This is a genomic window from Pantoea sp. KPR_PJ (genome assembly GCF_041386365.1).
Classification (GTDB): Bacteria; Pseudomonadota; Gammaproteobacteria; order Enterobacterales; family Enterobacteriaceae; genus Pantoea.
In genome coordinates this window covers 15697-40371 of the sequence record NZ_JABMIK010000003.1, presented here as the reverse complement: position 1 = coordinate 40371, position 24675 = coordinate 15697, and the positions used below count along the sequence as shown (strand labels likewise).

At 58.9% G+C, this 24675-nt stretch carries 25 protein-coding genes; 9 read left to right on the top strand and 16 right to left on the bottom strand.

Annotated features, from left to right (window positions below; genetic code table 11):
* Positions 1–334 precede the first annotated feature (334 nt).
* The 4 genes from mutH to HP564_RS08625 all read left to right on the top strand — a co-directional run bounded on the left by mutH (position 335) and on the right by HP564_RS08625 (position 3326).
* On the top strand, positions 335–1012 hold the full coding sequence (mutH, locus tag HP564_RS08640; protein WP_371242104.1) for a DNA mismatch repair endonuclease MutH: 678 nt from the start codon (positions 335–337) through the stop codon (positions 1010–1012).
* Positions 1013–1058: 46 nt separating this feature from the next.
* Positions 1059–1769, top strand: a complete 711-nt coding sequence (locus HP564_RS08635) for a TerC family protein (protein ID WP_371242102.1) — start codon at positions 1059–1061, stop codon at positions 1767–1769.
* Positions 1770–1928: 159 nt separating this feature from the next.
* Complete coding sequence (locus HP564_RS08630; protein WP_371242100.1) at positions 1929–2147, top strand: YgdI/YgdR family lipoprotein; 219 nt, start codon at positions 1929–1931, stop codon at positions 2145–2147.
* 138 nt (positions 2148–2285) lie between these two features.
* A complete protein-coding gene (locus HP564_RS08625; protein WP_371242098.1) occupies positions 2286–3326 on the top strand; it encodes an NADP(H)-dependent aldo-keto reductase in 1041 nt (346 codons plus the stop codon).
* 160 nt (positions 3327–3486) lie between these two features.
* Here HP564_RS08625 and dinB read toward each other — a convergent pair whose 3' ends face one another.
* Positions 3487–4539 (bottom strand): DNA polymerase IV, encoded by a 1053-nt coding sequence (dinB, locus tag HP564_RS08620; protein WP_371242096.1) that lies wholly within the window; start codon positions 4537–4539, stop codon positions 3487–3489.
* Between the two features lie 280 nt (positions 4540–4819).
* On the opposite strand from dinB, the gene dpaA reads away from it, so the two are divergent.
* Positions 4820–5563: a peptidoglycan meso-diaminopimelic acid protein amidase gene (dpaA, locus tag HP564_RS08615; RefSeq protein ID WP_371242094.1), complete on the top strand. Its 744-nt coding sequence runs from the start codon at positions 4820–4822 to the stop codon at positions 5561–5563.
* On the opposite strand, the gene HP564_RS08610 is transcribed toward dpaA, so the two are convergent.
* Positions 5534–6301 carry a class II glutamine amidotransferase gene (locus HP564_RS08610; protein ID WP_371242092.1) on the bottom strand — a complete coding sequence of 256 codons (768 nt, stop codon included), beginning with the start codon at positions 6299–6301 and terminating at the stop codon, positions 5534–5536. The two genes, dpaA and HP564_RS08610, sit on opposite strands and share 30 nt — an antisense overlap.
* A gap of 54 nt (positions 6302–6355) precedes the next feature.
* Positions 6356–6934: a D-sedoheptulose 7-phosphate isomerase gene (gene lpcA / locus HP564_RS08605; protein ID WP_371242090.1), complete on the bottom strand. Its 579-nt coding sequence runs from the start codon at positions 6932–6934 to the stop codon at positions 6356–6358.
* Between the two features lie 223 nt (positions 6935–7157).
* Between lpcA and fadE the strand changes: the two genes are divergently transcribed.
* Positions 7158–9605, top strand: a complete 2448-nt coding sequence (gene fadE / locus HP564_RS08600) for an acyl-CoA dehydrogenase FadE (RefSeq protein WP_371242088.1) — start codon at positions 7158–7160, stop codon at positions 9603–9605.
* A gap of 177 nt (positions 9606–9782) precedes the next feature.
* Here fadE and mtnK read toward each other — a convergent pair whose 3' ends face one another.
* Positions 9783–10982 carry an S-methyl-5-thioribose kinase gene (mtnK, locus tag HP564_RS08595; RefSeq protein ID WP_371242086.1) on the bottom strand — a complete coding sequence of 400 codons (1200 nt, stop codon included), beginning with the start codon at positions 10980–10982 and terminating at the stop codon, positions 9783–9785.
* A gap of 119 nt (positions 10983–11101) precedes the next feature.
* Here mtnK and mtnA point away from each other — a divergent pair, with 119 nt between their 5' ends.
* Positions 11102–12121, top strand: coding sequence for an S-methyl-5-thioribose-1-phosphate isomerase (gene mtnA, locus HP564_RS08590; protein WP_371242084.1), 1020 nt, complete (start codon positions 11102–11104; stop codon positions 12119–12121).
* Positions 12122–12150: 29 nt separating this feature from the next.
* Here the strand turns inward: mtnA and HP564_RS08585 are convergent, their stop codons facing one another.
* Genes HP564_RS08585 through HP564_RS08575 form a run of 3 tightly spaced genes read right to left on the bottom strand, consistent with a single transcriptional unit; the run spans position 12151 to position 13978 of the window.
* Positions 12151–12693 carry an acireductone dioxygenase gene (locus tag HP564_RS08585; RefSeq protein WP_371242082.1) on the bottom strand — a complete coding sequence of 181 codons (543 nt, stop codon included), beginning with the start codon at positions 12691–12693 and terminating at the stop codon, positions 12151–12153.
* Entirely contained in the window at positions 12690–13367 is a 678-nt protein-coding gene (mtnC, locus tag HP564_RS08580; RefSeq protein WP_371242080.1) for an acireductone synthase, read from the bottom strand. Before mtnC ends, HP564_RS08585 begins: the two co-directional genes overlap by 4 nt.
* Positions 13364–13978, bottom strand: a complete 615-nt coding sequence (locus HP564_RS08575; protein WP_371242078.1) for a methylthioribulose 1-phosphate dehydratase — start codon at positions 13976–13978, stop codon at positions 13364–13366. The genes mtnC and HP564_RS08575 overlap by 4 nt, the downstream gene beginning before the upstream one ends.
* A gap of 131 nt (positions 13979–14109) precedes the next feature.
* Between HP564_RS08575 and HP564_RS08570 the strand changes: the two genes are divergently transcribed.
* Both HP564_RS08570 and HP564_RS08565 read left to right on the top strand, forming a co-directional pair.
* A complete protein-coding gene (locus HP564_RS08570) occupies positions 14110–15270 on the top strand; it encodes a pyridoxal phosphate-dependent aminotransferase (protein ID WP_371242076.1) in 1161 nt (386 codons plus the stop codon).
* Entirely contained in the window at positions 15258–16049 is a 792-nt protein-coding gene (locus HP564_RS08565) for an amidohydrolase (RefSeq protein WP_371242074.1), read from the top strand. The genes HP564_RS08570 and HP564_RS08565 overlap by 13 nt, the downstream gene beginning before the upstream one ends.
* A 47-nt stretch (positions 16050–16096) precedes the next feature.
* Here HP564_RS08565 and katG read toward each other — a convergent pair whose 3' ends face one another.
* From katG to HP564_RS08520, 9 genes are all read right to left on the bottom strand, one after another.
* The gene (gene katG / locus HP564_RS08560) at positions 16097–18361 is read right to left on the bottom strand and encodes a catalase/peroxidase HPI (protein WP_371242072.1); all 2265 of its coding nucleotides are present in this window, start codon (positions 18359–18361) and stop codon (positions 16097–16099) included.
* Between the two features lie 103 nt (positions 18362–18464).
* Complete coding sequence (gene uraH / locus HP564_RS08555; RefSeq protein WP_371242070.1) at positions 18465–18800, bottom strand: hydroxyisourate hydrolase; 336 nt, start codon at positions 18798–18800, stop codon at positions 18465–18467.
* Positions 18797–19291, bottom strand: a complete 495-nt coding sequence (gene uraD / locus HP564_RS08550; RefSeq protein ID WP_371242068.1) for a 2-oxo-4-hydroxy-4-carboxy-5-ureidoimidazoline decarboxylase — start codon at positions 19289–19291, stop codon at positions 18797–18799. The genes uraH and uraD overlap by 4 nt, the downstream gene beginning before the upstream one ends.
* On the bottom strand, positions 19288–20547 hold the full coding sequence (gene hpxK, locus HP564_RS08545; protein WP_371242066.1) for an allantoate amidohydrolase: 1260 nt from the start codon (positions 20545–20547) through the stop codon (positions 19288–19290). Before hpxK ends, uraD begins: the two co-directional genes overlap by 4 nt.
* Positions 20544–21776, bottom strand: coding sequence for an alanine--glyoxylate aminotransferase family protein (locus HP564_RS08540; protein WP_371242064.1), 1233 nt, complete (start codon positions 21774–21776; stop codon positions 20544–20546). The genes hpxK and HP564_RS08540 overlap by 4 nt, the downstream gene beginning before the upstream one ends.
* 18 nt (positions 21777–21794) lie before the next feature.
* Positions 21795–22526: an amino acid ABC transporter ATP-binding protein gene (locus HP564_RS08535; protein ID WP_123798580.1), complete on the bottom strand. Its 732-nt coding sequence runs from the start codon at positions 22524–22526 to the stop codon at positions 21795–21797.
* Positions 22507–23166, bottom strand: coding sequence for an amino acid ABC transporter permease (locus HP564_RS08530; protein ID WP_371242728.1), 660 nt, complete (start codon positions 23164–23166; stop codon positions 22507–22509). Before HP564_RS08530 ends, HP564_RS08535 begins: the two co-directional genes overlap by 20 nt.
* Positions 23163–23828 (bottom strand): amino acid ABC transporter permease, encoded by a 666-nt coding sequence (locus HP564_RS08525; RefSeq protein ID WP_371242062.1) that lies wholly within the window; start codon positions 23826–23828, stop codon positions 23163–23165. The genes HP564_RS08530 and HP564_RS08525 overlap by 4 nt, the downstream gene beginning before the upstream one ends.
* Before the next feature lie 9 nt (positions 23829–23837).
* Positions 23838–24623 carry a transporter substrate-binding domain-containing protein gene (locus tag HP564_RS08520; RefSeq protein WP_371242061.1) on the bottom strand — a complete coding sequence of 262 codons (786 nt, stop codon included), beginning with the start codon at positions 24621–24623 and terminating at the stop codon, positions 23838–23840.
* Positions 24624–24675: the final 52 nt, after the last annotated feature.

Below are 24675 nucleotides of genomic sequence, written 5' to 3'. Positions count from 1 at the left end.
CAATCGACGTCGTTTTTATCCACAGACAACGCAGTAAACTTAGTCACGAGTGGCCAAAAAAGCCGCTTTTGCCCTGATGTCAAGGCTGTAAATGAAACCAGTAGCGCGTCTGACCCCGGGTTATCCCACTCTTCTGTGGATAACTCAGGTTCACATCCTGTTCATTGTTACCGTTAATCCGGGATAACCCTGACTTTGACGCTGTCGTCTGTCTGACCTGCCATTAAAAAAGCATGATCAATCATGCTATTATCTGTTTTCTCTCTCCAGACCCCGCTGTGGAAAAGAGGTCGGGAGAAAAAATCGCACAAAATTTAACCACTGGGTTACTGAGATGAATTTCCTCCCTGCTCCGCCCGAAAATGAAGCGATACTCCTGTCGCGCGCCCATGCGCTGGCGGGTCAGACGCTGGAAGAGCTTGCCAGCCAGGCCGGATTACCGATGCCAGCCGATCTCCGGCGCGATAAGGGCTGGGTAGGAATGCTGCTGGAACGCTATCTGGGTGCCAGTGCAGGCAGTAAAGCAGAGCAGGATTTCGCTCATCTTGGCATTGAGCTAAAGACCATTCCTGTTGATGCCCAGGGTAAGCCGCTGGAAACCACCTTTGTTTGCGTGGCACCGCTGACGGGCAATAGCGGCGTCACCTGGGAAACCAGCCATGTGCGTCATAAGCTGGCACGCGTGCTGTGGATACCGGTAGAGGGCGATCGCGCTATTCCTCTGGCACAGCGTCGCGTCGGCGCGCCGCTGCTCTGGCGTCCGAACGAAGAGGAAGAGCGCAGGCTGCGTCAGGACTGGGAAGAGCTAATGGATATGATTGTACTGGGCCAGGTGGAGCGCATTACCGCTCGTCACGGCGCCTGGCTACAAATCCGGCCAAAAGCCGCCAACAGTCGGGCACTGACGGAAGGTATCGGTGAGCATGGCGAGCCGATTATGACGCTGCCGCGCGGCTTTTATTTAAAGAAAAGCTTTACTGCCCCTCTGCTGGCGCGTCACTTTTTACTTTAAGTGCGTATAATCGCCGTTTACTTTTCGTTTAAGATTGAGAGTGAGCATGTTTGAGTGGATAACCGATCCCAATGCCTGGCTGGCACTGGGTACGCTGACCATCCTTGAAGTGGTTCTGGGCATTGATAACATCATTTTTCTGTCGCTGGTTGTCGCAAAACTGCCGAAACATCAACAGGCCAGCGCTCGCCGCCTCGGCCTGATGGGCGCCATGCTGATGCGTCTTGGCCTGCTGGCCTCGATTGCCTGGGTCGCACGCCTGACTAACCCGCTGTTTACGTTGTTTGACCACGCCTTTTCATGGCGCGATCTCATCCTGCTGGGCGGTGGCCTGTTCCTGCTGTGGAAGTCGAGCATGGAGATCCACGAAACCATCGAAGGCGGCGAAGAGGAGCATAAATCTAACGTTCACTCTTTCTTCGGTGCAATTGTGCAGATCATGCTGCTGGATATTATTTTTAGCCTGGATTCGGTGATCACCGCCGTGGGCCTCTCCGATCATCTGTTTATTATGATGGCCGCAGTGGTGATTGCGGTACTGATGATGATGTTCGCCGCACGCGCCATTGGCGAGTTCGTCGATCGCCATCCGTCGATTAAAATGCTGGCGCTCTCTTTCCTGATTCTGGTCGGCTTTACCCTTATTCTGGAAAGCTTTGCGGTGCATGTACCAAAAGGTTACATCTATTTTGCCATGTTCTTCTCCATGGCCGTTGAGTGTTTAAACCTGATGCGCAGCAAGAAAAACGCGGCGTAAAAAGTCAAGGGCGGCCAGGGGCCGCCCTTTTATTTTCGGAATCATGCGATAACGCAAAGCGCTAAAAGGATTTATTACTACACTTTTTGCAGTTGATGCTGTGCCTGAGCGCAAAATGCACAGTTTTACCGGCTGACAGGAGTGAGAGGAACAGGCGTGATGAGAGAGTTGGCAAGCGTGGTAGCATTGATGTTAGCCGCCGTAACCCTGAGCGGATGCAGTTCAGATTACGTTATGGCGACCAAAGATGGACAGATGATCATGACGGAAGGCAAGCCGACCATAGACAAGGAAACAGGCCTGGTGAAGTATACTGACCAGTCAGGCCATGAAGTACAGATCAATGGCGACGAGGTGTCGACCATTATTGAGCGTTAAGTGCCTTTTTAAGTCACCTGCCCTGCGATTTTCCCGGACAGGTGATTTCCCCGATTTTCCCCACTTCCTTCCCCGCTGATTCACGCGTTATAGTCCCAGGCGACACACTTACATTCCCTAAAAATAAGGAAGACGGCTATGCACTATCACCGCATCCCACATAGTACGCTGGAAGTGAGTCAGCTGGGACTGGGAACCATGACGTTTGGTGAGCAGAACAGCGAAGCCGACGCCCACGCGCAACTCGATTTCGCCATCGCCAGCGGCATTAACTTTATTGATACCGCTGAAATGTATCCGGTGCCGCCGCGCCCGGAGACCCAGGGTCTGACTGAACAGTACATCGGTAGCTGGCTGAAAACGCGCGGCAGCCGCGACAAAGTTATTCTTGCCAGCAAGGTGTCTGGGCCGGTACGCGGCGCGGACGCCTCTATTCGTCCCAACCAGGCACTGGATCGCAAAAACATCCGCGAAGCGCTGGACGCCAGCCTGAAGCGTCTGAATACCGACTATCTCGATCTCTATCAGCTGCACTGGCCGCAGCGCCAGACCAACTACTTTGGCAAGCTGGGCTACCAGTACAGCGAGAACAGCGTGCCGGTTACGCTGCTGGAGACGCTGGAAGCACTGGCCGAGCAGGTGCGTGCCGGTAAGATTCGCTATATTGGGGTGTCGAACGAAACGGCCTGGGGGGTGATGCGCTATTTACAGCTGGCGGAGAAACATGAGCTGCCGCGCATCGTCACTATTCAGAATCCCTACAGCCTGCTGAACCGCAGCTTCGAGGTGGGCCTGGCGGAGATCAGTCAGCATGAAGGGGTCGAACTGCTGGCTTACTCCAGTCTGGCTTTCGGTACGCTGAGCGGTAAATACCTGAACGGTGCAAAACCGGCAGGGGCGCGCAATACCCTGTTTAGCCGCTTTACGCGCTACAGCGGCGAGCAGTCGCAGCAGGCGATTGCGGAATATGTCGCCCTGGCGCAGAAGCACCAGCTGGATCCCTCTCAGATGGCGCTGGCCTACGTGCGCCAGCAGCCGTTTGTTGCCAGTACCCTGCTGGGCGCCACGACCATTGAGCAGCTGAAGATCAATATCGACAGCTTCAATCTGACGCTGGATGCTGAAGTGCTGGAAGCGCTGGAAACGATTCACCGCCGCTACACCTATCCAGCCCCTTAAGCCATCCTTTAGCCAGGCACCTGAGCAGGCGCCTGGCACACGGCCTTGATGCGCGCGCGTTCTGCCCCCTCTGTGCGGAACGCGTTGCCGTTCAACCCCGGCGGCCTGCCTTCAGGCGCTGCTGCCGATCGGCAAAACGGCAATTCGGTTGCTCCTCTGGCTACAGCCCCAGCAGCAGTTGCCGTTCAAGCTGGGGGTCGATCAGGGTCACGTGAAGTCCCACCAGCCGAACGCCGCGCCCGGCGCGCCGCTCATCCCACGTCTTGCGCGCCACCGCAATCAGATCCTCTTTGTTCAGCTCCGGCCAGATATGTTCCTGGGTGGTAAGCTGAAAATCGTTGAACTTGAGTTTGACCCCCTGCCGCGCAATCTGCCTGTCAGGCCGCACCTGCGTCAAACGGCGCTCCAGTTCTGCATAGAGAAAATCGATAATCTCCAGGCAGGCTTCCCAGCTGTGAATATCCTCCGCCAGCGTGCGTTCGACGCCGACGGATTTACGTTCGCGCTCAACCACCACGCCACGCTCATCAATACCGTGGCTGCGCTCCCACAGCACTCGACCAAACTTGCCAAAGCGCTTGAGCAACTGCGCCACATCCGTTTTCTGCACGTCAGCACAGGTATAGAGTCCCATCTCCTCCAGCTTTTTCGTTGCCACCTTGCCCACGCCCGGAATTTTCGCCAGCGGCAGCGACAGCAGAAAGCCGGGCATCTCCTGCGGCGTAATCACGTACTGCCCGTTCGGCTTGTTGAGATCGGAGGCGATTTTGGCGAGAAACTTAATGGGGGCGACGCCTGCGGAGGCGGTCAGCCCGGTCTCCTGAAAAATCGCCTCCCGAATATCGCGGGCGATCAGCGTGGCCGAGCCATGACAGTGCTTGCTGTCAGTAACATCCAGATAGGCTTCATCCAGCGACAGCGGTTCAATAAGCGGGGTATAGCGCAGAAAAACATCGCGGATCTGCTGTGACGCTTCTTTGTAGGCGTCAAAACGCCCCGGCAGCAGCTTAAGGTGCGGGCAGAGCTTGAGCGCCGTGGCGGTCGGCATGGCACTGCGTACGCCATATTTGCGTGCCGGATAGTTCGCCGTGCTGATCACGCCGCGCCGCTCACGGCTACCGCCAATAGCAATGGGGATATCACGCAACGCCGGGTTGTCGCGCATCTCTACCGCTGCATAGAAGCAGTCCATATCGACATGTATGATTTTCACGCTCGCTCACCATCCGTTTTCGCCACGCCTGATGATACTGTATAGATGTACAGATGCCAAAGCGTCCAGTGGCAACAAGGTAAAACGGTATGGCACAGCATGACCAAAGTTTACAAATTTTTGGTCGTTAATGATTCAGTAAAGCGCGAATTTAGCAGGTGGCGTCTTGATAAAAAAACAGACAATGCTAATGTTGCGCTGCTGTAGCGGAATTTTCCGATAATGCAAGTCTGAGACGCGTTTCGCGTCACCGTTCTTCCTCACTCAAGGTACACACAGCATGGGCAAAATCGCACTTCTGTTTGCGATGATTTTGATGCCAGCCCTCAGCATGGCAATGACTCCCGAACCGACGCAGTCGTCGACGCCGGTGAGTAAAGAATTAAAGAAACAGTTACTGGGTACGCCGGTTTATATTCAGATCTTCAAGGAAGAACGCACGCTTGAGCTGTATGGCAAAATCGGCAACGAATTCCGCCTGCTGGATGCCTATCGCATCTGTAACTTTTCCGGCGGTCTTGGTCCGAAACGTCGGGAAGGTGACTTCAAAAGCCCGGAAGGATTTTACAGCGTCAGGCTAAATCAGCTTAAGCCGGACAGCCGCTTTTATCGCGCAATCAATGTGGGTTTCCCGAACCAGTATGACCGCGAACACGCCTATACCGGTGCCTATCTGATGATCCACGGCGACTGCAAATCGATTGGCTGCTATGCCATGACCGACGCCTATATGGACGAGATCTTTACCTATGTGAACGCGGCGCTGCGCAACGGCCAGTCAGAGGTGAACATCAGCATCTTCCCGTTCCGCATGACCGACAGTAATATGCAGCGCCATCGCTACTCGACCTATGCCAGCTTCTGGCGCGAGCTGCAGCCTGGCTATGCCTACTTTGCCAAATATCGTCAGCCGCCAACGATTAACGTGACCAGCGGCAGCTATGTGATGAACAGCAGCAGCCCGGTCATGGTCAATCCCGAGGCGGCGTCTAAATCATTCCTGGCGCTCTCCAAGGCAGAATAACGCCCACTCGCCTGGCACGATGCGGTGCCAGGTTTCATTTCCCGTCAGCGGCTGCGTCGCAATCACCGTCACCACATCATTGGCGCTGGTGTGCTGCTGGAAATCAATCTCCACGTCCTGATCCAGCAGCTGCGCTTTGCCGAACGGTGCGCGGCGCGTGATCCAGTAAAGATTGGTCGAGCAGAACGCCATCAGGTAGCGGCCATCGGACAGCAGCATATTAAATACGCCCTTCTGCCGCAGTTCAGACGCCAGTTCGGCCACGTAGCGAAACACCGCAGGCCAGTTAGCGGGCGTGCGCGGATAGCGCATGGCGAGCTTGTGCAGGATCCAGCAAAACGCCTTCTCGCTGTCGGTTTCTCCCACCGGGCGAAAATGGCCAGTTTCCAGCTGGCGATAGCCCTTCAGCTGGCCATTATGTGCATAGGTCCAGTTGCGTCCCCAGAGTTCGCGGGTAAACGGGTGGGTATTTTCCAGTGACACCGGCCCGCGATTTGCCTGGCGGATATGCGCCACCACCGACTGGGACTTGATGGGGTACTCCTGCACCAGACGCGCAATCGGCGAGTTGTAGCTCGGTAGCGGATCTTTAAAGGTGCGGCATCCTCTGTCCTCATAAAAGGTGATGCCCCAGCCATCTTTATGCGGCCCGGTTCCACCGCCGCGCTGCACCAGGCCGGTAAAACTGAAACAGATATCGGTTGGAACGTTAGCGCTCATCCCGAGCAATTCGCACATAGCTACCGCCTTAGTCAGAAATGCCGCCTGGGTTCTCGCCGGCGGCCAGCCTTATTACTTCACCATCTCTTTTTCAATCAAGAGCATCAGGATATGGATCACCTTGATGTGGATCTCCTGAATGCGGTCAGCATAGCCAAAGTGCGGAACGCGAATCTCGATATCCGCAGAGCCAGCCATTTTGCCGCCGTCTTTGCCGGTCAGGGTAATGACTTTCATCCCCTGCGCGCGCGCCGCCTCAATGGCCTTAATGATATTGGCTGAGTTACCAGAGGTCGACAGCCCCAGCAGCACGTCGCCCGGGCGGCCCACCGCTTCGATATAGCGCGAGAAAACGTAGTCATAGCCGAAATCGTTGCTGACGCAGGAGAGATGGCTGACATCCGAGATGGCAATGGCCGGGTAACCTGGACGGTTTTCGCGATAGCGTCCGGTCAGCTCTTCCGCAAAATGCATCGCGTCGCAGTGGGAACCGCCGTTGCCGCAGGAGAGCACTTTGCCTCCTGCCTTGAAGCTGTCGGCCAGCAGCACAGCCGCGCGCTGAATAGCATGAATGTTCGCCTCGTCGCTAAGGAATTTATTCAGCGTATCCGCTGCTTCATTCAGCTCAGAGCGAATGATGTCCTGGTACATAGGGATGTCCTTGTTAGTAAAAGAGTGACCCTGCAAGTTTAACGGAATGGCGAGTTGCCGCAAAGCACAGGCCGCGCGAAAGCCAGCCCGTGCGCCGCGCGGAAAGCCCCGTTTTTGTGAGTAAGGTTGTAATTGTGATGTAAACGAATTGCTAATTATCAGCCAGTGGCATACATCTCTACCTATAACAGGTCAGACCTCTTACTACTACGGAGCTGTGATTATGATGGTTGTGTCGATCCTCGCGACGCTGGTATTGATCAGCGCCCTGTTTTATCACCGCATCTCGCTGGCGATGAGCAGCGCCATTCTGCTGCTGTGGACGCTTGCCTGGTCAGTAGCGAACGTCTGGACGCCCTGGCTGCTGCTGCCGCTGGCCATTATCCTGCTGCCTTTCAATCTGCCTGCCCTGCGCCGTGCCCTGTTTTCGCAGCCGATGCTGCAACGCTTTCAGCAGGTGATGCCGCCAATGTCGCGTACAGAAAAAGAAGCGATTGATGCCGGGACCACCTGGTGGGAGGGCGATCTGTTTCAGGGTAAACCCGACTGGCAGAAACTGCACAACTATCCGCAGCCGCGACTGACGCCGGAAGAGCAGGCCTTTCTCGATGGCCCGGTTGAAGAAGCCTGCCGCATGGCTAACGACTTTGAAATTACCCATGAGATGGCCGATCTGCCGCCGGCGCTCTGGGCCTATCTGAAAGAGCAGCGCTTCTTCGCCATGATCATCAAGAAGGAGTATGGCGGGCTGGAGTTTTCTGCCTACGCGCAGGCTCGCGTCCTGCAAAAGCTGGCGGGCGTGTCAGGCATTCTGGCGATTACCGTGGGCGTGCCTAACTCGCTCGGCCCGGGTGAACTGCTGCAACATTACGGCACCGACGAACAGAAAGATCACTACCTGCCGCGTCTGGCACGCGGTGACGATATCCCCTGCTTTGCCCTGACCAGCCCGGAAGCAGGCTCCGACGCCGGATCGATTCCAGACACGGGCGTAGTCTGTATGGGCGAGTGGCAGGGTGAACAGGTGCTGGGTATGCGCCTGACCTGGAACAAACGCTACATTACGCTGGCGCCGGTGGCCACCGTGCTGGGCCTGGCTTTCAAGCTCTCCGATCCTGACCATCTGCTGGGTGACACCGAGTCGCTGGGCATTACCTGCGCGCTCATCCCAACCAGCACGCCCGGCGTTGAAATTGGCAAACGTCATTTTCCGCTTAATGTGCCGTTCCAGAACGGCCCGACGCGCGGCAACGATATCTTTGTGCCCATCGATTTTATTATTGGTGGACCACAGATGGCAGGTCAGGGCTGGCGCATGCTGGTCGAGTGTCTCTCGGTTGGACGCGGCATTACCCTGCCCTCTAACTCCACTGGTAGTCTGAAGAGCCTGGCGCTGGCGACTGGCGCGTATGCGCATATCCGTCGCCAGTTCAAAGTCTCTATTGGCAAGATGGAAGGGATCGAAGAGCCGCTGGCGCGCATCGCCGGTAACGCCTATGTGATGGATGCCGCCGCTACCCTGATCACCACCGGCATTATGCAGGGTGAAAAACCAGCGGTGCTGTCAGCCATTGTGAAGTATCACTGCACCCATCGCGGCCAGCGTGCCATTGTGGATGCAATGGATATCGCAGGCGGCAAAGGCATTATGCTTGGCAGCAGCAACTTCCTTGCCCGAGCCTATCAGGGCGCGCCTATCGCTATCACTGTAGAGGGAGCCAATATCCTCACGCGCAGCATGATTATCTTTGGTCAGGGTGCCATTCGCTGTCATCCGTTCGTGCTGAAAGAGATGGCGGCCGCAGCCAGCCACGATCTTAATGCATTTGACCGCGCCCTGTTCAGCCATGTTGGCTACGTCGGCAGCAACGCGGTACGCAGCCTGTGGCTTGGCCTGACGGCGGGACGCACCAGCGCGTCACCCACGCGCGACGTGACGCGTCGTTATTACCAGCACCTTAACCGGCTGAGCGCGAATCTGGCGCTGCTGGCGGACGTGTCAATGGCCGTTCTGGGCGGCAGCCTGAAACGCCGCGAGCGCATTTCGGCCCGCCTGGGTGATGTGCTGAGCCAGCTCTATCTCGCCTCTGCCACGCTGAAACGCTATGACGATGAAGGGCGTCACGAGGCGGATCTGCCGCTGGTGCACTGGGGCGTGCAGGATGCGCTGCATCAGGCTGAGCAGGCGACTGACGATCTGCTGCGCAACTTCCCGAATCCGCTGGTGGCCGGCGCGCTGCGCCTGATGATTTTTGCCGGTGGCAGGCACTGCCCGGCACCGAGCGATCGCCTGGACCACAAGCTGGCGAAGCTGCTGCAGCTGCCTTCCGCGACGCGTACCCGCCTGGGACGCGGCCAGTATCTGACGCCGAGTGAGCACAACCCGGCAGGCCAGCTCGAACAGGCGTTGCAGGAGGTCATGGCAGCAGAGGTCATTCACGATCGTCTCTGCAAGCAGCACAAGCAGCACTTCTCTTTTACCCGACTCGATGTGCTGGCGCAGCAGGCATTAAAAGCGGGCTGGATTGACGCCGCCGAAGCTGATGTGCTGACCCGCGCCGAAGCGAGCCGCCTGCGGGCAATTAACGTCGATGAGTTTGAGGCGGATGCGCTGGCGGTGCCGGTGAAAAAGCCAGCGGTAAAGGCGGCACGTGAGAGTGAAGCGGCATAGCGCAACGGTGAAAGCCGCCAGGAGCCTGCGCGGATGCCTCTCTTATCGCGGAGGGGCATCCCGTAGCAGGCTGACGTGCTGCGCCAGATGCTTCTGACATTAAGCTTTCTGCGGTGCGAGGCCGCACCTCCTCTCCCCTGCCATCCCGCGTTACCGTCACCGGCTGGGGCGCGGCGCTTACCCCGCCTGTCGAATGCGCGCGATCAGCGCCTCGACATCCTCTACATGATCCGCTGCCAGAATCAGCGTGCGTCCCAGCGTGATGCAGCTGCGAATGCACTCGGTGCGCATCGCGTCATCCTTAATCAGCTTCATATCGGCAACGTGTGACATCCCAACGGTACGGCGAATAAGTTCGGTACCGCAGTAGCCCAGGGTATCGGCCCAGACTTTACGCAGAAATGCCTGGGCATAGCCCGGGTAGGCCAGCGCCACATCGGTGGTTTTCTCTTCTGCCAGCGCCAGGAAGCGGGCAGCAAAAGTATTCCATACCTCTCGTACGTCGTTCAGTCGTCGCTCGCGTCCTTCAGCCGCCTCGCGCGTGGCCAGCAGCCCCGGCAGGCCACAGTAATTAATCAGCAGGTTGCCCAGCGCCGTCCCGACGTCAAAGCCTATTGGGCCAAAATAGCCAAATTCTGCGTCAATCGCTTTCAGGCTGCCGTCTGCCACGAAGAGTGAGCCGCTGTGAATATCACCGTGCAACAGCGCTTCCGCATGGGCAAAAAAGCGGTGCTTCAGTCCGGCAACGGCGATCTTCAGCGCGTCGTCGCTGCGCAGGCTGGCGGCCAGCGGTTCCAGCGCCTGCGGATAGCTGTTGCGCTCGTGACGGGTGTAGGGATCGTTAAAGAACAGGTCTTCGGTAATCTCGCACATCTCAGGGTTGATAAAGCGCGCCACCTCCGCTTTTTTCTTGTGCGGATGCAGGATGAAATCGGAGGTGTGAAACAGCGTTTGCGCCAGGTATTCGCCCAGCTGGGTCGCCGCCTGCGGATAGTACGCGCCTCTGACCAGTTCACCGCGCCAGATGCGGTGGCTGGAGAGATCTTCCATCACCATCACCGCCAGCGTTTCGTCATAGTGCGTTACCTTCACGGTATGCTGCGGACAATATTTATAGTGCTCAACCAGAGTTTGTGCCTCCAGCCGCGCGCGATCCAGCGTCAGCGGCCAGGACTCGCCAACGCAGCGCACGTAGGGCAAGGCCTGCTTGACGATAACCCGACTGTTACCCTGACGGTCGAAGATTTTGAACACCAGATTGAGGTTACCATCGCCAATTTCTTCCGCTTCAACCAGCGAAGTGGGATCGTCCACGCCGCCAAACTCTCTGGCATACTCAACTGCATCCGCTGCGGTGAACGTACGGTATTGCGACATTGCCATTCCTCTTAAACGAAACCCGCCAGGGCACTGTAATAAGCCGTTCAGACGTCTATACATCCGTTCCGCATGTTGGCACAATACGCGACATCAACGCAACAGAGATTTTACAGACCATGCAAACGCTCCAAACCACCAGCTTACAGGTTCGTGACAATCAGCTCTGGATCCTCGATCAGCAGGCGCTGCCGCAGCAAAAAAACTGGCTGCCGGCGCACGATGTCGCGCAGCTCGTCGCACATATTCACGCCCTGCGCGTGCGCGGCGCGCCGCTTATCGGACTCTCCGCTTCGCTGCTGCTGGCGCTGCTGGCTGAACAAGGGGCAACCCGCGATGCACTGGCGCAGGCGCTGGAGGTGCTGCGTGCGGCGCGTCCGACGGCGGTCAACCTGATGAATAACCTGGACCGCATGAAGGTGGCGCTGGCGCAGGAGGCTTTTGTCGCCGCGCTGTCGCAGGAGGCGCTGCGCCTGGTAGAAGAGGATCGCCAGCTGTGCGACAACATCGCCGAGGCGGGTAGCGCGCTGGTAAAACCGGGCAGCCGGTTGTTGACCCACTGCAATACGGGCGGACTGGCCACCGCAGGCGTTGGCACCGCGCTGGGCGTCATCGCCCGCGCGCATCAGCAGGGCAAGGTGGCCTGCGTCTGGGTCGATGAGACGCGCCCGCTATTACAGGGTGGCCGCTTAACCGCCTGGGAGCTGGGCGAGCTGGCGATCCCCTATCGGCTGATCGCCGACGCCATGGCGGCCAGCCTGATGGCGAGCGGCCAGGTTGACGCCATCTGGGTTGGTGCGGATCGCATTGCGGCCAACGGAGATGTGGCGAACAAGATCGGCACCTACAGCCTGGCGGTGCTGGCGCATTATCATCAGATTCCGTTTTACGTTGCTGCGCCGCATACCACGCTGGATCGCCACTGCGCCAGCGGCGGCGATATTCCTATTGAACAGCGCGACGCCAGCGAAGTAACTGGCGTAGCGGGCAGCTTTGGCCGCGTCCAGTGGGCACCGGAAGCGGCGGCCGTGTACAACCCGGCGTTCGACGTAACGCCTGCGGGGTTGATTAGCGGCTGGGTACTGGATACAGGCGTGGTCACGCCTGGAGAGGTTGCGGCAGGCTTTTTTCAGCCATAAACGGGCGCGCCGGGCGCGCCCGTTTGCTGCTAGGGCAGGCGCGGATAGGCATCGGCAATGGTATCGCCGGTAAAGTGCGCCACCCAGCCCTCCTGATTATCAAAAATGCGGATCGCAGTGAAGTGCGGCGACGATCCCATATCAAACCAGTGGGGCGTTCCGGCAGGCACGGAGATCAGATCGTTTTTCTCACACAGGATCTGATAAACCTGACCATCCAGATGCAGGCAGAAGAGACCCGCACCTTCAACAAAAAAACGCACCTCATCTTCACCGTGCGTATGCTCGGAGAGAAACTTTTCGCGCAGTACTTCTTTCTGTGGATTGTCGGCGCGCATGCTGATGACGTCCCAGCTCTGATAGCCTTTCTCTGCCACCAGTTGATCGATGGCGTGCTGATAGGCTTCAATCACGCTGGCCGGCTCCGGATTGTCACCTAAATCGCGATCCGCTGCCCAGCGTTCAAAGCGCACATTTTTTGCATTCAGCCGTTCACGGATCATCTCCGCATCGGTACTCTGCCACACCGGCAGCGTAGCCTCGGTATCGGTAAAAATGGTCAATGCACTCATGCTAAAACGACTCCGGAAAAAGTGTTCACCTGATGATGGCGACTCTCGCTGTCAGCGGGGCCGCGAATTAACTGCACAGTGTTCCATCCGGCTTCCGCTGCCGCATCCAGCTCCTGACGAATGTCGGAGAGGAACAGCAGCTGCTCAGCGGGCAGGCCGGTTTTTTCAGCGATAGTACGGTACGCGTTTACCTCGCGCTTGGCCCCCACGTGGGTATCAAAATAGCCGCTAAACAGGTCAGTAATATCACCTTCATCACTGTAGCCAAATAACAGTTTTTGCGCCGCTACCGAACCGGAAGAATAAACGTAAAGCTGAATGCCCTGCTGATGCCAGGCTCGCAGTGCAGGCAGCACATCCGGATAGAGATGGCCGGTAAACCGGCCGTTCAGATAGCCGTCGCGCCAGATCATGCCCTGGAGCGCCTTTAGCCCGGTGGATTTACGATCCTCATCCATAAAGCCCAGCAGGATCCCGATCACGGCAGCAAGATCGGCCTCTGGCTGGCCCGCTTCAGCGCGCACCGCATCGAGCGCCGCGCTAACGTCCGGGTGGTGATGCTGCGCCTGAAGAAAGGCGGCGAGATGGTCGCGCGCATAGGGAAACAGCACCTCATGCACGAAGCGAATATCGCTGGTCGTGCCTTCAATATCGGTAACAATGGCGCGGATCATTGGGCCTCCAGCAGGCGACGTTGACGTTCACACTCAAACAAAAATTCCAGACCTTCCAGATGACGACGCGCTTCAGCGACGTCCCTGCCCCAGCAGGTCAGCCCGTGGCCGCGCAGCAGAAAGCCGTAACGAAACGGGGTTTCTCGCGCATATGCCGCAATACGCTGCGCCAGCGCCTCAATATCCTGGTCATTATCAAAAACCGGGATCGCCACGGCGTCGAGATGGCTGTGCTGGCCCGCCAGCGATTTCTGCATCTCATAGCCCTCCAGCCGCAGCGTGCCGCTCTTCTCAACCCGCGACAGCACCGTCGCGTTGACCGTATGGGTATGCAGTACCGCGCCCGCATCGGGAAACAGTCGGTAGATCAGGGTATGCAGCCCGGTTTCCGCTGAGGGTTTCCGCCCGGAGGGCACGCTGTTGGTGGCTATCTCCACCTCAATAAAATCGTCTCGCGTCAGGCTGCCTTTATCCTTGCCCGATTCACTGAGCAGGCAGAAGCGGGCATCCTCGCGAACGGACATATTGCCGCCGGTGGCGGGTGCCCAGCCTTTGGCACCAATCCAGTGGCAGGCGGCCACCAGCTGGTCGAGCAGAGTGTGTTGAGACATCGCGTTTCGGCATCCTGTAAGGTAGGTTTTAGACGTCTAAGCGTCTCGATTGCTAAATAGTAACATCCTGTTTATAGTGGCTTCAACACAGGGTTACTTCGCAACGACATTCGCGCTTAAGGCTATTAACAATGACGCAGCCCAACCTGACGCCGGAGAGCAAACTGCCCGCTCTCGGCACCACGATCTTCACCCAGATGAGCGCGCTAGCGCAGCAGCATAACGCCATTAACCTGTCGCAAGGTTTTCCCGACTTCAGCGGTCCGCACTATTTGCAGGAGCGTCTGGCTTATCATGTCAGCCAGGGTGCCAATCAGTACGCGCCGATGAGCGGTGCGCTGCCGTTGCGCGAGGCAATCGCCGAGAAAACCGCTGAGCTCTACGGCTATCGCCCCGACGTACACAGTGATATCACCGTTACCGCAGGCGCGACGGAAGCGCTCTATGCGGCAATCACCGCGCTGGTACGCCAGGGCGATGAAGTGATCTGTTTCGACCCGAGCTATGACAGCTATGCGCCTGCCGTCGAGCTGTCGGGCGGCATCCTGAAGCGCATCGCGCTGCAGCCACCGGGCTTTCGCGTGGACTGGACGACCTTCGCCAGCCTGATCTCCAGCAAGACGCGTCTGGTGATCCTTAATACGCCGCACAACCCCTCTGCCACCGTCTGGCGCAAAGCAGATTTTGACGCGCTGTGGCAGGCGATTGCCGGGCAGGCGATCTATGTGCTGAGCGACGAAGTCTATGAGCACATCTGCTTCGACGAGGCGGGCCACGCCAGCGTGCTGGCGCATCCGCAGCTGCGCGCGCGCGCAGTGGCCGTTTCGTCGTTTGGCAAAACCTTCCATATGACCGGCTGGAAAGTAGGCTACAGCGTCGCGCCTGCTGCCATCAGCGCCGAACTGCGCAAGGTGCATCAGTATCTGACCTTTTCGGTGAATACCCCTGCGCAGCTGGCGATTGCCGATATGCTGCGCAACGCACCGCAACATTATCGCGAGCTGCCTGCTTTTTACCGCGCGCGTCGTGACCGTCTGGCACAGGCGCTGGAAAAGAGTCGCTTTAAGGTACTGCCGTGCGAAGGCACCTACTTTCTGCTGGCGGACTACAGCGCCATCTCCGATCTTGACGACGTCAGCTTCTGCCAGTGGCTGACAAAAGAGGTCGGCGTGGCGGCAATTCCCCTGTCGGTGTTCTGTGCAGATCCCTTTCCCCACAGGCTGATCCGCCTCTGTTTTGCCAAACAGGAGGCGACGCTCGACGCCGCTGCGGAGCGCTTATGTCAGATTTAAAGATAACGGTGTTGCAGGAAACCCTGCACTGGATGGATGGTGAGGCGAACCTGCGCCACTTCGACACGCTGCTTGAGGGCATCACGGGACGCGATCTGATTGTGCTGCCAGAGATGTTTACCACCGGATTCGCGATGGAAGCGGCGCAAAACTCGCTGCCTCAGGCGCAGGTGGTGGCGTGGCTGCACAAGCACGCCCGGGCAAGCAATGCGATGACTGGCGGCAGCGCGGCAATTCAGACGGAAAACGGCGCGGTAAACCGTTTTCTGCTGGTAGAGCCAGACGGTACGCTGCACCAGTATGACAAGCGTCATCTGTTTCGTATGGCGGACGAGCATCATCACTATTTGCCGGGTGAGACGCGCGAGGTCATTGAGTGGCGCGGCTGGCGTATCCTGCCGCAGATTTGCTACGACCTGCGCTTCCCGGTTTTTGCCCGCAACAACAACGATTACGATCTGGCGCTTTATGTTGCCAACTGGCCCGCCCCGCGCGCGCTGCACTGGCAGGCGCTGCTGCTGGCCCGTGCCATTGAGAACCAGGCGTATGTCGCGGGCTGTAACCGCGTGGGCAGCGACGGCAACCAGCACCGCTACAGCGGCGACAGCCAGATTATCTCCCCGCAGGGGGAGATCCTCAGTGAAGCCGAGCCCTTTGCACAGGCACGACTCGACGCCACGCTCTCGCTGGCGGCGCTGACCGCGTATCGCGAGCGCTTTCCAGCCTGGCGCGATGCCGATCGTTTTACGCTGACATCGCCCGGCGAGCGCTGCCCATAAAAAAAACCGCAGCACAGGGCTGCGGTTTTTTTATCTTAACGCCAACGTTACAGGTCGAAACGATCCAGGTTCATGACCCGGGTCCATGCGGCCACAAAGTCGGTGACAAATTTCTGTTGCGCATCGCTGCTGGCATAGACTTCCGCCAGGGCGCGCAGGATAGCGTTAGAGCCAAACACCAGGTCAGCGCGGGTGGCGTGGTATTTCACTTCGCCGCTCTGACGGTCGCGCCCTTCAAACAGCTCCTCGCTTTCGTCGGTCGCGCGCCATGCGGTGCGCATATCCAGCAGGTTAACGAAGAAGTCTGTGCTCAGCACGCCCGGGCGATCGGTAAAGACGCCGCGATCGCTGCCGTCAAAGTTAGTGCCCAGCACGCGCAGGCCCCCCAGCAGTACCGTCAGCTCCGGCGCGCTCAGCGTCAGCTGCTGCGCTTTATCCAGCAGCAGCGTTTCGGTTGAAGAGCCCCCCTGCACGCGGCGGTAGTTACGGAACCCATCCGCCAGCGGCTGAAGCAGCGCAAAGGATTCACTGTCGGTTTGATCCTGACGCGCGTCGACGCGACCCGGCGTAAAGGGCACCTGCACAGCGACGCCTGCCGCTGCTGCTGCCATCTCGACGCCAACATTCCCCGCCAGCACAATCACATCCGCCAGTGACGCTTTGCCAGAGGCCTGCTGAATCGCCTGCAGAACCGGCAGCACGTCATGGATGACGCTGGCGTTTACCGCCCACGTATTCTGCGGAGCCAGCGCCAGACGCGCACCGTTTGCGCCGCCGCGTTTGTCTCCGCCGCGGAAGGTAGAGGCGGAGGCCCAGGCCACCGACACCAGCTGGCTAACGCTCAGGCCGGAGGCAGCAATGCTGGCTTTCAGCTCGCTGATATCGCTGGCGGCAGGCTGATGAACGGCTGCCGGTAACGGATCTTGCCACAGCAGATCTTCCTTCGGCACTTCCGGCCCCAGGTAGCGCGCTTTCGGCCCCATGTCGCGGTGAGTCAGCTTGAACCAGGCACGGGCAAAGGCTTCATTGAACGCCTGCGGATCGTTGAGAAAGCGGCGTGAGATCTTTTCAAACTCAGGATCGAAACGCAGCGTCAGATCGGTAACCAGCATGGTTGGTTTGCGCTTTTTCTCCGGATCAAAGGGATCCGGAATAATTGCGTCAGCATTGCTGGCTTCAAACTGAATCGCACCCGCCGGGCTTTTCGTCTGCACCCACTCATATTTGAACAGGTTCTCAAAGAAATAGTTGCTCCACTGGGTTGGCGTCTGCGTCCAGATCACCTCAAGACCAGAGGTGATGGCGTCGGCACCTGCGCCACTGCCGTAGCTGCTGCGCCAGCCGAAGCCCTGAGCTTCAATCGGCGAGGCTTCCGGATCGACGTCAAGGTGGCTGGCAGCGCCCGCACCGTGGGTTTTACCCAGCGTATGCCCGCCCGCAATCAGCGCGACAATCTCTTCGTCGTTCATGCCCATATTGCCGAAGGTGGCGCGAATGGCCGGTGCCGCCGACGCCGGATTACCGCTCGCTTCCGGCCCTTCCGGGTTAACGTAAATCAGCCCCATTTCGGTGGCGCCCAGCGGGGCGTTAGCCAGGCTTTCCGGATGACGGTGCGCCAGCCATTCGGTTTCGTTACCCCAGTCCACGTCCATATCCGGTTCCCACACGTCTTCGCGACCGGCACCAAAGCCAAAAGTACGGAAGCCTGCGTTCTCCAGCGCGACGTTGCCCGCCAGAATATAGAGATCGGCCCAGGAGATTTTCTGACCATATTTCTGTTTCACTGGCCACAGCAGACGGCGTGCTTTATCCAGGCTGACGTTATCCGGCCAGGAGTTAAGCGGTGCAAAGCGCTGCTGGCCGCGACCTGAGCCACCGCGCCCGTCAACGGTGCGGTATGTTCCGGCGCTGTGCCACGCCATACGAATAAACAGGCCAATATAGCTGCCCCAGTCGGCGGGCCACCAGGACTGGGAATCGGTAAGCAGCGCCCGAATATCCGCTTTCAGGGCGGAGTAGTCGAGCTTGCTGAATTCTTCGCGGTAGTTGAAATCGTCGCTGAGCGGGCTGGAACGGCTGGAGTGCTGGTTTAACAGATCGACACGCAGCATGTTGGGCCACCAGTCGCGGTTAGAGGTGCCGCTCCCCGCGCCGCGCGCCAGCACACTCTTCTCTTCTGAGGCACCATGGTGGAAAGGACATTTACCGGCGTCGGCGCCACTCTGCTCTACGCGTTTTTCTTCAGCCGCACCGTGAGGAAAAGGGCATTGACCTGCGGCGGCTGTATTATCGTTATTTTCTGGCGTGCTCATTATCGGCTCCGTTGGCTCTGGGTTACCGGATTACGATAGCGGGACGCCTGAGCAAACTCTATCTGGAAAGGCCGACGGTTTTGATAGCCGGTAGCTTTCAAAATCAGCTGCCGCGATAGGTAGACCACGACCAGGGCGAGATAAGAAAGGGCAGGTGAAAATGACTGCCCGCCTCAGCAATAACAAAGTCAATCTGCGCTGAGACATAGAGGGCATCACGCCCGCCAGCGGCAAAATAGTCCCCTATCTCTGCCGTCAGGCGATAATGGCCGGGTGTTAACGGCTCCGGCGTCAGATCGCTGACGCGTCCGTCGCTGTTGGTCGTTGCTTCAGAGACCGGCAGCCAGCCCTCAGGACTGTTCTGCTCCAGAGAGATCGCCACCCCTGTCGCAGGTTTGCCTAACGCGGTATCAAGAATGTGGGTCGTAATCGTGCTCATGTCAGGCTCTCCTTCAGGCGTAATAAGGTAATTTCACGTAGCTGTTCCAGCGTTTCGCGCTCTTCGGTTTGCGGGTCCTGACCTAAGCGACGCTGAAGCGCCGACAGCATCTCCTCGCCGCTGCGTCCCTTCGCGCGGATCAGGAATACACGGCCAAAACGCGCCTCATAGGCCTGATTGCCCTCTTGCATCGCCTGCTTCAGCGGCGCATCCGCACTTCCCATCGCAGCCTGCTCCTGGCGCGACAGCACCGCTTCTTTCTCCGCCCCGCTGGCGCGTTCGCCGATGCGTGGGTGCGCCGTCAGAGCCTGGCGCAGATCTGCGGCGTCCCAGTTCCGGGCCAGCCGGTCAGCTTCTGCTATCAGCGCTGCCGCAGAAAAAAATGGCCGCGCGGAGACCAGCGCCAGCTGCCAGTGCGGGATGGCCACGCAGTGGGCAATGGCCGCCTGCGCCGCCGCCGGCGACAGTGTGTTAAACGTGGCAAGGTTCATACCTCACCTCGCTGGGCAATCTGACACACTGCATGGAGACAGGCGCGCACCCCCAGCGCCACGTCGCCGCTCATCACCGCTTCTGCCGGGTGATGGCTGATGCCACGGTGGTTGCGCACAAACAGCATGCCGACCGGCCAGCGTTCGGCGATAGCAATGGCGTCATGCCCTGCGCCACTGGGCAGCGCCAGCGTGCGGCCCTGCACCGTTTCTATCGCGCTGCTCAGCGCCTGTTGCAGCCCGCTGTCGCAGGCGGTGGCGCTGATGCGATAAAACTCTTCTGCCTCGAAGCGCAGCCCGCGCCGCAGCGCGATCGCCTCGCCCTGCGTCAGCAGGCTCGACAGCAACTGCTCCAGCGGCAGATCCTGCGGGCCACGCACGTCCAGCGACAGCGTGACCTCGCCGGGAATGACGTTGACGGCGCCAGGCGCGCAGCTCAGGGTTCCCACCGTTGCCACCAGCTGCGGATCCTGCTCGCGCGTCGCGGCCTCAATAAATACCATCCACTCTGCGGCGGCGGCCAGTGCATCTTTGCGATGTGTCATTGGCACCGTGCCCGCATGACCTGCCTCGCCGGTAAAGCAACAGCGCAGCCGACGCGCGCCATTGATGGCGGTAACCACGCCGAGCGCCAGCCCCTCCTGCTCCAGACACGGACCCTGTTCAATGTGCAGTTCAAGATAGGCCACAATGTCGTTGAGATCGCGCGCCGCGCGCGGGATTGCCTCCGCGTCGAGACCGACATCCGCCATCGCCTGCGCGACGGTGATCCCGTTACCGTCCGGATGCGTGGTCCAGCTCGTCGGCCAGCTGCCGGTAATACCCCGGCTACCCAGCAGGGTAATGCCAAAACGCGTGCCTTCTTCGTCTCCAAAGCCCACAATCTCAATCGCCAGCGGTAAACGCTGCTGCTGATCGTGCAGCCACTGCACGGTTTCAATGGCCGTCAGCACCCCAAGCATGCCGTCGTAGCGCCCGGCGTTGCGCACCGTATCGAGATGCGAGCCGAGCAGCAGCGCGGGCGCGCCCTCGGCCGCCCCTTCATAGCGGCCGCAAATATTGCCCACTTCATCCTGCCAGACGCGCATTCCCGCCTGTGCCATCCACTCACCCACCTGCGCATTGGCACGCAGATGTTCCGGCGAGAGATAGACGCGCGTCAGGTTATCCGGCGATTCGCTGATCGCCGCCAGCGCATCGCAGCGCGCCATCACGCGTTCGGCAGCAAGCGCCGCTTCAACGGCGTTCATTATCATGCCTGGCTCCCGTAGTGATCCCAGGCCGCCTGCATGGCTGCACCCTGTGTGGCGCGAAAGCCGACGTGCGCCAGCACGGCTTCCAGCGCTGCCAGCGTGGTCATCACGCAGTCTTTGCGAGCGTTGTAGCCCATTGTGCCGATGCGCCAGACCTTGCCGTGCAGCGGGCCGAACGAGGTGCCAATTTCAATGCCGAAATCGTTCAGCATCAGCTGACGCACCTGGTCGCCGTTAACACCCTGCGGGATCACCACCCCGAGTACGTTGTTCATTTTGTTCTTCAGATCGCCGAACGTTTCCAGCCCCATGCCCTGGATCCCCTTCAGCAGGGCATCACCATGCAGCTTGTGGCGCGCGATCCCCGCATCCAGCCCTTCCTGCACAATCAGTCGGGCGCATTCGCGCGCGCCGAACAGCGCCGTGGTGGCTTCAGTATGATGGTTAAGGCGCTCTGGCCCCCAGTAATCCATGATCATGCCGAGATCGAAGTAGTTGGAGTAGATCATCTCTTCGTCCCCATCCTGATGGGCCGCGGTGCGGATCCCCTCTTCGACGCATTTACGTCTGCGGATCGCCTCCTCCATCTGCGGGCTTAAAGTAACCGGCGAGGTTCCGGACGGGCCACCGAGACACTTCTGCATTCCTGCCGATACCGCGTCGAGTCCCCAGGCATCGGTCTCCAGCGCGTTGCCGGCGAGTGATGCCGTGGCATCGGTATAGAACAGCACGCCGTAGCGTTTGCAGATTGCGCCCAGCTCCGCCAGCGGCTGCAGCATGGTCGTAGAGGTGTCACCCTGTACCGTTAGCAGCAGGCGCGGCCTGACGCGTTTAATCGCATCCTCGATCTGGTCCGGCGTGAAGACTTCGCCCCAGGGCACCTCGATGGTATGCACTTCAGCGCGGCAGCGGCGGGCAATTTCGCACAGCAGGTGACCAAAGCGGCCAAACACCGGCACCAGCACCCGATCGCCAGGGCGGATCGCCGACAGCAGGATCGCCTCAATGCCCGCGCGAGACGTGCCGTCAATCAGCAGTGTCCAGCGGTTTTCCGTGCGGAAAACCTCGCGGTAGAGCGCCATGACTTCGTTCATGTAATGCGTCATCGCCGGATCGTACTGACCAATCAGCTGAGTCGACATGGCGCGCAGCACGCGCGGATCGGCGTTGATAGGGCCAGGGCCCATCAGCAGGCGCTGCGGTGGATTAATTTGCGGGTAGCGATTTTCCATGTTGATTTCCTTATGAATTTAGAGTCTTACCGAGGAGATAAACTGTTTCAGCTCCGGCGTCTGCGGCGCGGCAAACAGGGTTTTGCTGCTGCCCTGCTCCCAGACGCGCCCCTGATGCATAAAGACCACGCGATCGCCGACGTCGCGGGCGAAGTTCATCTCATGGGTAACAAGGATTAATGTCATGCCTTCCGCGGCAAGCTGCTCCAGCACTTTCAAGACTTCCCCCACCAGCTCAGGGTCGAGCGCGGAGGTGATTTCGTCACAGAGCAGTACTTTAGGATTCATTGCCAGCGCGCGGGCAATGGCGACGCGCTGCTGCTGGCCGCCGGAGAGATTCGCCGGATAGTAGTCAAGGCGTTCGCCCAGGCCGACTTTTTCCAGCATCTGTGCTGCCAGCGCACGGCACTCGGCCTCGCTTTTTTTCAGCACGCGGCGCGGTGCCAGCATCACGTTCTCCAGCGCAGTCATATGCGGAAAGAGATTGAAGTTCTGGAATACCATGCCAACCGAGCGGCTGATTTCACGCGCCTGGGTATCCCGGTCGGTAATGGTCATCCCGCCCAGCTTGATGCTGCCTTCCTGATAGCCTTCCAGCCCGTTCATGCAGCGCAGCAGCGTGCTCTTTCCCGAGCCGCTGCGGCCGATGATGGAGATCACCTCGCCCATTTCAATATCGAGATCGACGCCCTTCAGCACATGGTTGTCGCCGTAGTACTTCTGTACCTGATTAATGGTGATGAGCGGCATGGAATTTTTTCTCCAGGTACTGGCTGTAGCGAGACAGCGGATAACACATCAGGAAGTAGCCCAGCGCCACCAGGCCAAAGACCTTGAACGGCTGATAGGTCACATTGTTCAGAATGGTTCCGGCTTTGGTGAGTTCGACAAAGCCGATAATCGAGGCGAGTGCGGTCCCTTTAATCACCTGTACCGCGAAGCCGACCGTTGGCGCGATGGCGATACGGATGGCCTGCGGTGCGATGACCCGGCACAGCGTCTGGCCGAAGCTCAGGCCAAGACAGCGCGACGCCTCCCACTGCCCTTTTGGTAGTGCGCGGATGCTGCCGAACCAGATATCCAGCAGAAAGGCGCTGGTGTAAAGGGTCAGGGCCAGCGACGCTGCCGTCCACGGAGCCACGTCGATGCCAAACAGGCCAACGCCGAAGAAGGCCAGAAACAGCTGCATCAGCAGCGGCGTCCCCTGAAACAGTTCGGTGTAGGCACGGATCAGCCGCGTCAGCCATTTACGCGACAGCAGGCGTAAAAACAGCAGCGGCAGCGTCACCAGCGTGCCGCCGAAAAAGGCGGTCAGCGACAGCAGAATAGTCCAGCGCGCTGCCAGCAGCAGGTTGCGCACAATGTCCCAGTCGGTAAAGGTTGTCATCATGCCTGGGCTCCAAACCATTTTCGCCCCAGCGCCAGCAGGATCTGGCGCATGGCGATGGATAACAGCAGATAGATCAGCGTGGTCACCAGATAGACCTCAAAGCTCAAAAAGGTGCGCGACTGGATCAGGTTGGCGGCGAAAGTCAGCTCTTCATACGAAACCTGCGACACTACCGAGGAGCCAAGCATCACGATAATGCACTGGCTCACCAGCGCGGGATAAATACGCTGTAGCGATGGCGGCAGCACCACACGTAAAAACGTCTGCGCGCGCGTCAGACCCAGCACGCGCCCCGCTTCCCACTGCCCCCTGGGCGTGACCTGAATGCCGGCGCGAATAATTTCGGTGCTGTAGGCCCCCAGGTTAATGAGCATCGCCAGCAGCGCCGCTTCGCCCGCGGTCAGCTTCAGCCCCAGATTGGGCAGGCCAAAAACGATAAAAAAGAGCTGCACCACGAAAGGCGTATTGCGGATGATTTCGACATAGCCCCCCCACAGGCGGCTGGCCCAGCCCGGCTTGCCGCTACGCAGCGCCGCGCCAAGGATCCCCAGGCCAACGCCGCCTACGGTAGCCAGCACCGTCAGCTGAATCGTGACCCAGAGTCCGGCGAGCAGCTCTGGCCAGTAGGGCCAGAGTGCAGGAAAGTTAAGTTGCCCGAGCATGATGCGCCCTTATGCGCCGAGACTGGCAGGCAACGGCGCTTTCAGCCACTCTTCCGAGAGCTTGTTTAGCGTGCCGTCTTTAATCCCCTGTTCGATCAGCGCATCCACTTTCGCCTTCAGCGCCGGCTCCTCTTTTTTCAGGCCGATAAAGCAGGGCGAATCTTTCAGCATAAACTGCGCTACCGGTGCTTTTTGCGGGTTCTGACGGGCAATGGCGGCCACCACCAGGTTGCCGGTTGCCACATATTCAACCTGTCCGGACAGGTAGGCTGACAGCGTGGTGTTGTTATCTTCATAGCGCTTTATCTGCGCCTCTTTAGGTGCCAGGCTGCTCAGCACCATATCTTCAACCGCTCCGCGCGTGACGCCGATGGTTTTACCGCTCAGCGCCGCTGCATCTTTCACGGTTTCGCCTTTCGCGCCAAAAACGCCGAGGAAGAACGGCGCATAGGCACGGCTGAAGTCGATCACTTTTTCGCGCTCCGGGTTTTTGCCCATGCTGGAGATCACCAGATCCACCTTATCGGTTTGCAGATAGGGCACGCGGTTAGCACTGGTGACCGGCACCAGCTGCAATTTAAGTTTCATCTGCTTTGCAAGGTATTTCGCCGTATCAATGTCGTAACCCTGCGGTTGCAGATCCGTTCCGACCGAGCCAAACGGCGGGAAGTCCTGCGGCACGGCCACGCGCAGCACGCCACGCTTCTCAATATCCTGCAGCTGATCCGCCAGCGCACCGCCAGCCTGGATCATCAGTAAGGTTGCTGCTGCGACCGCCATTAACGCTTTTTTCATTATGCACCCCGGTAAATTGACATGAAACAAAAGATTCTTGCATATGTGATTT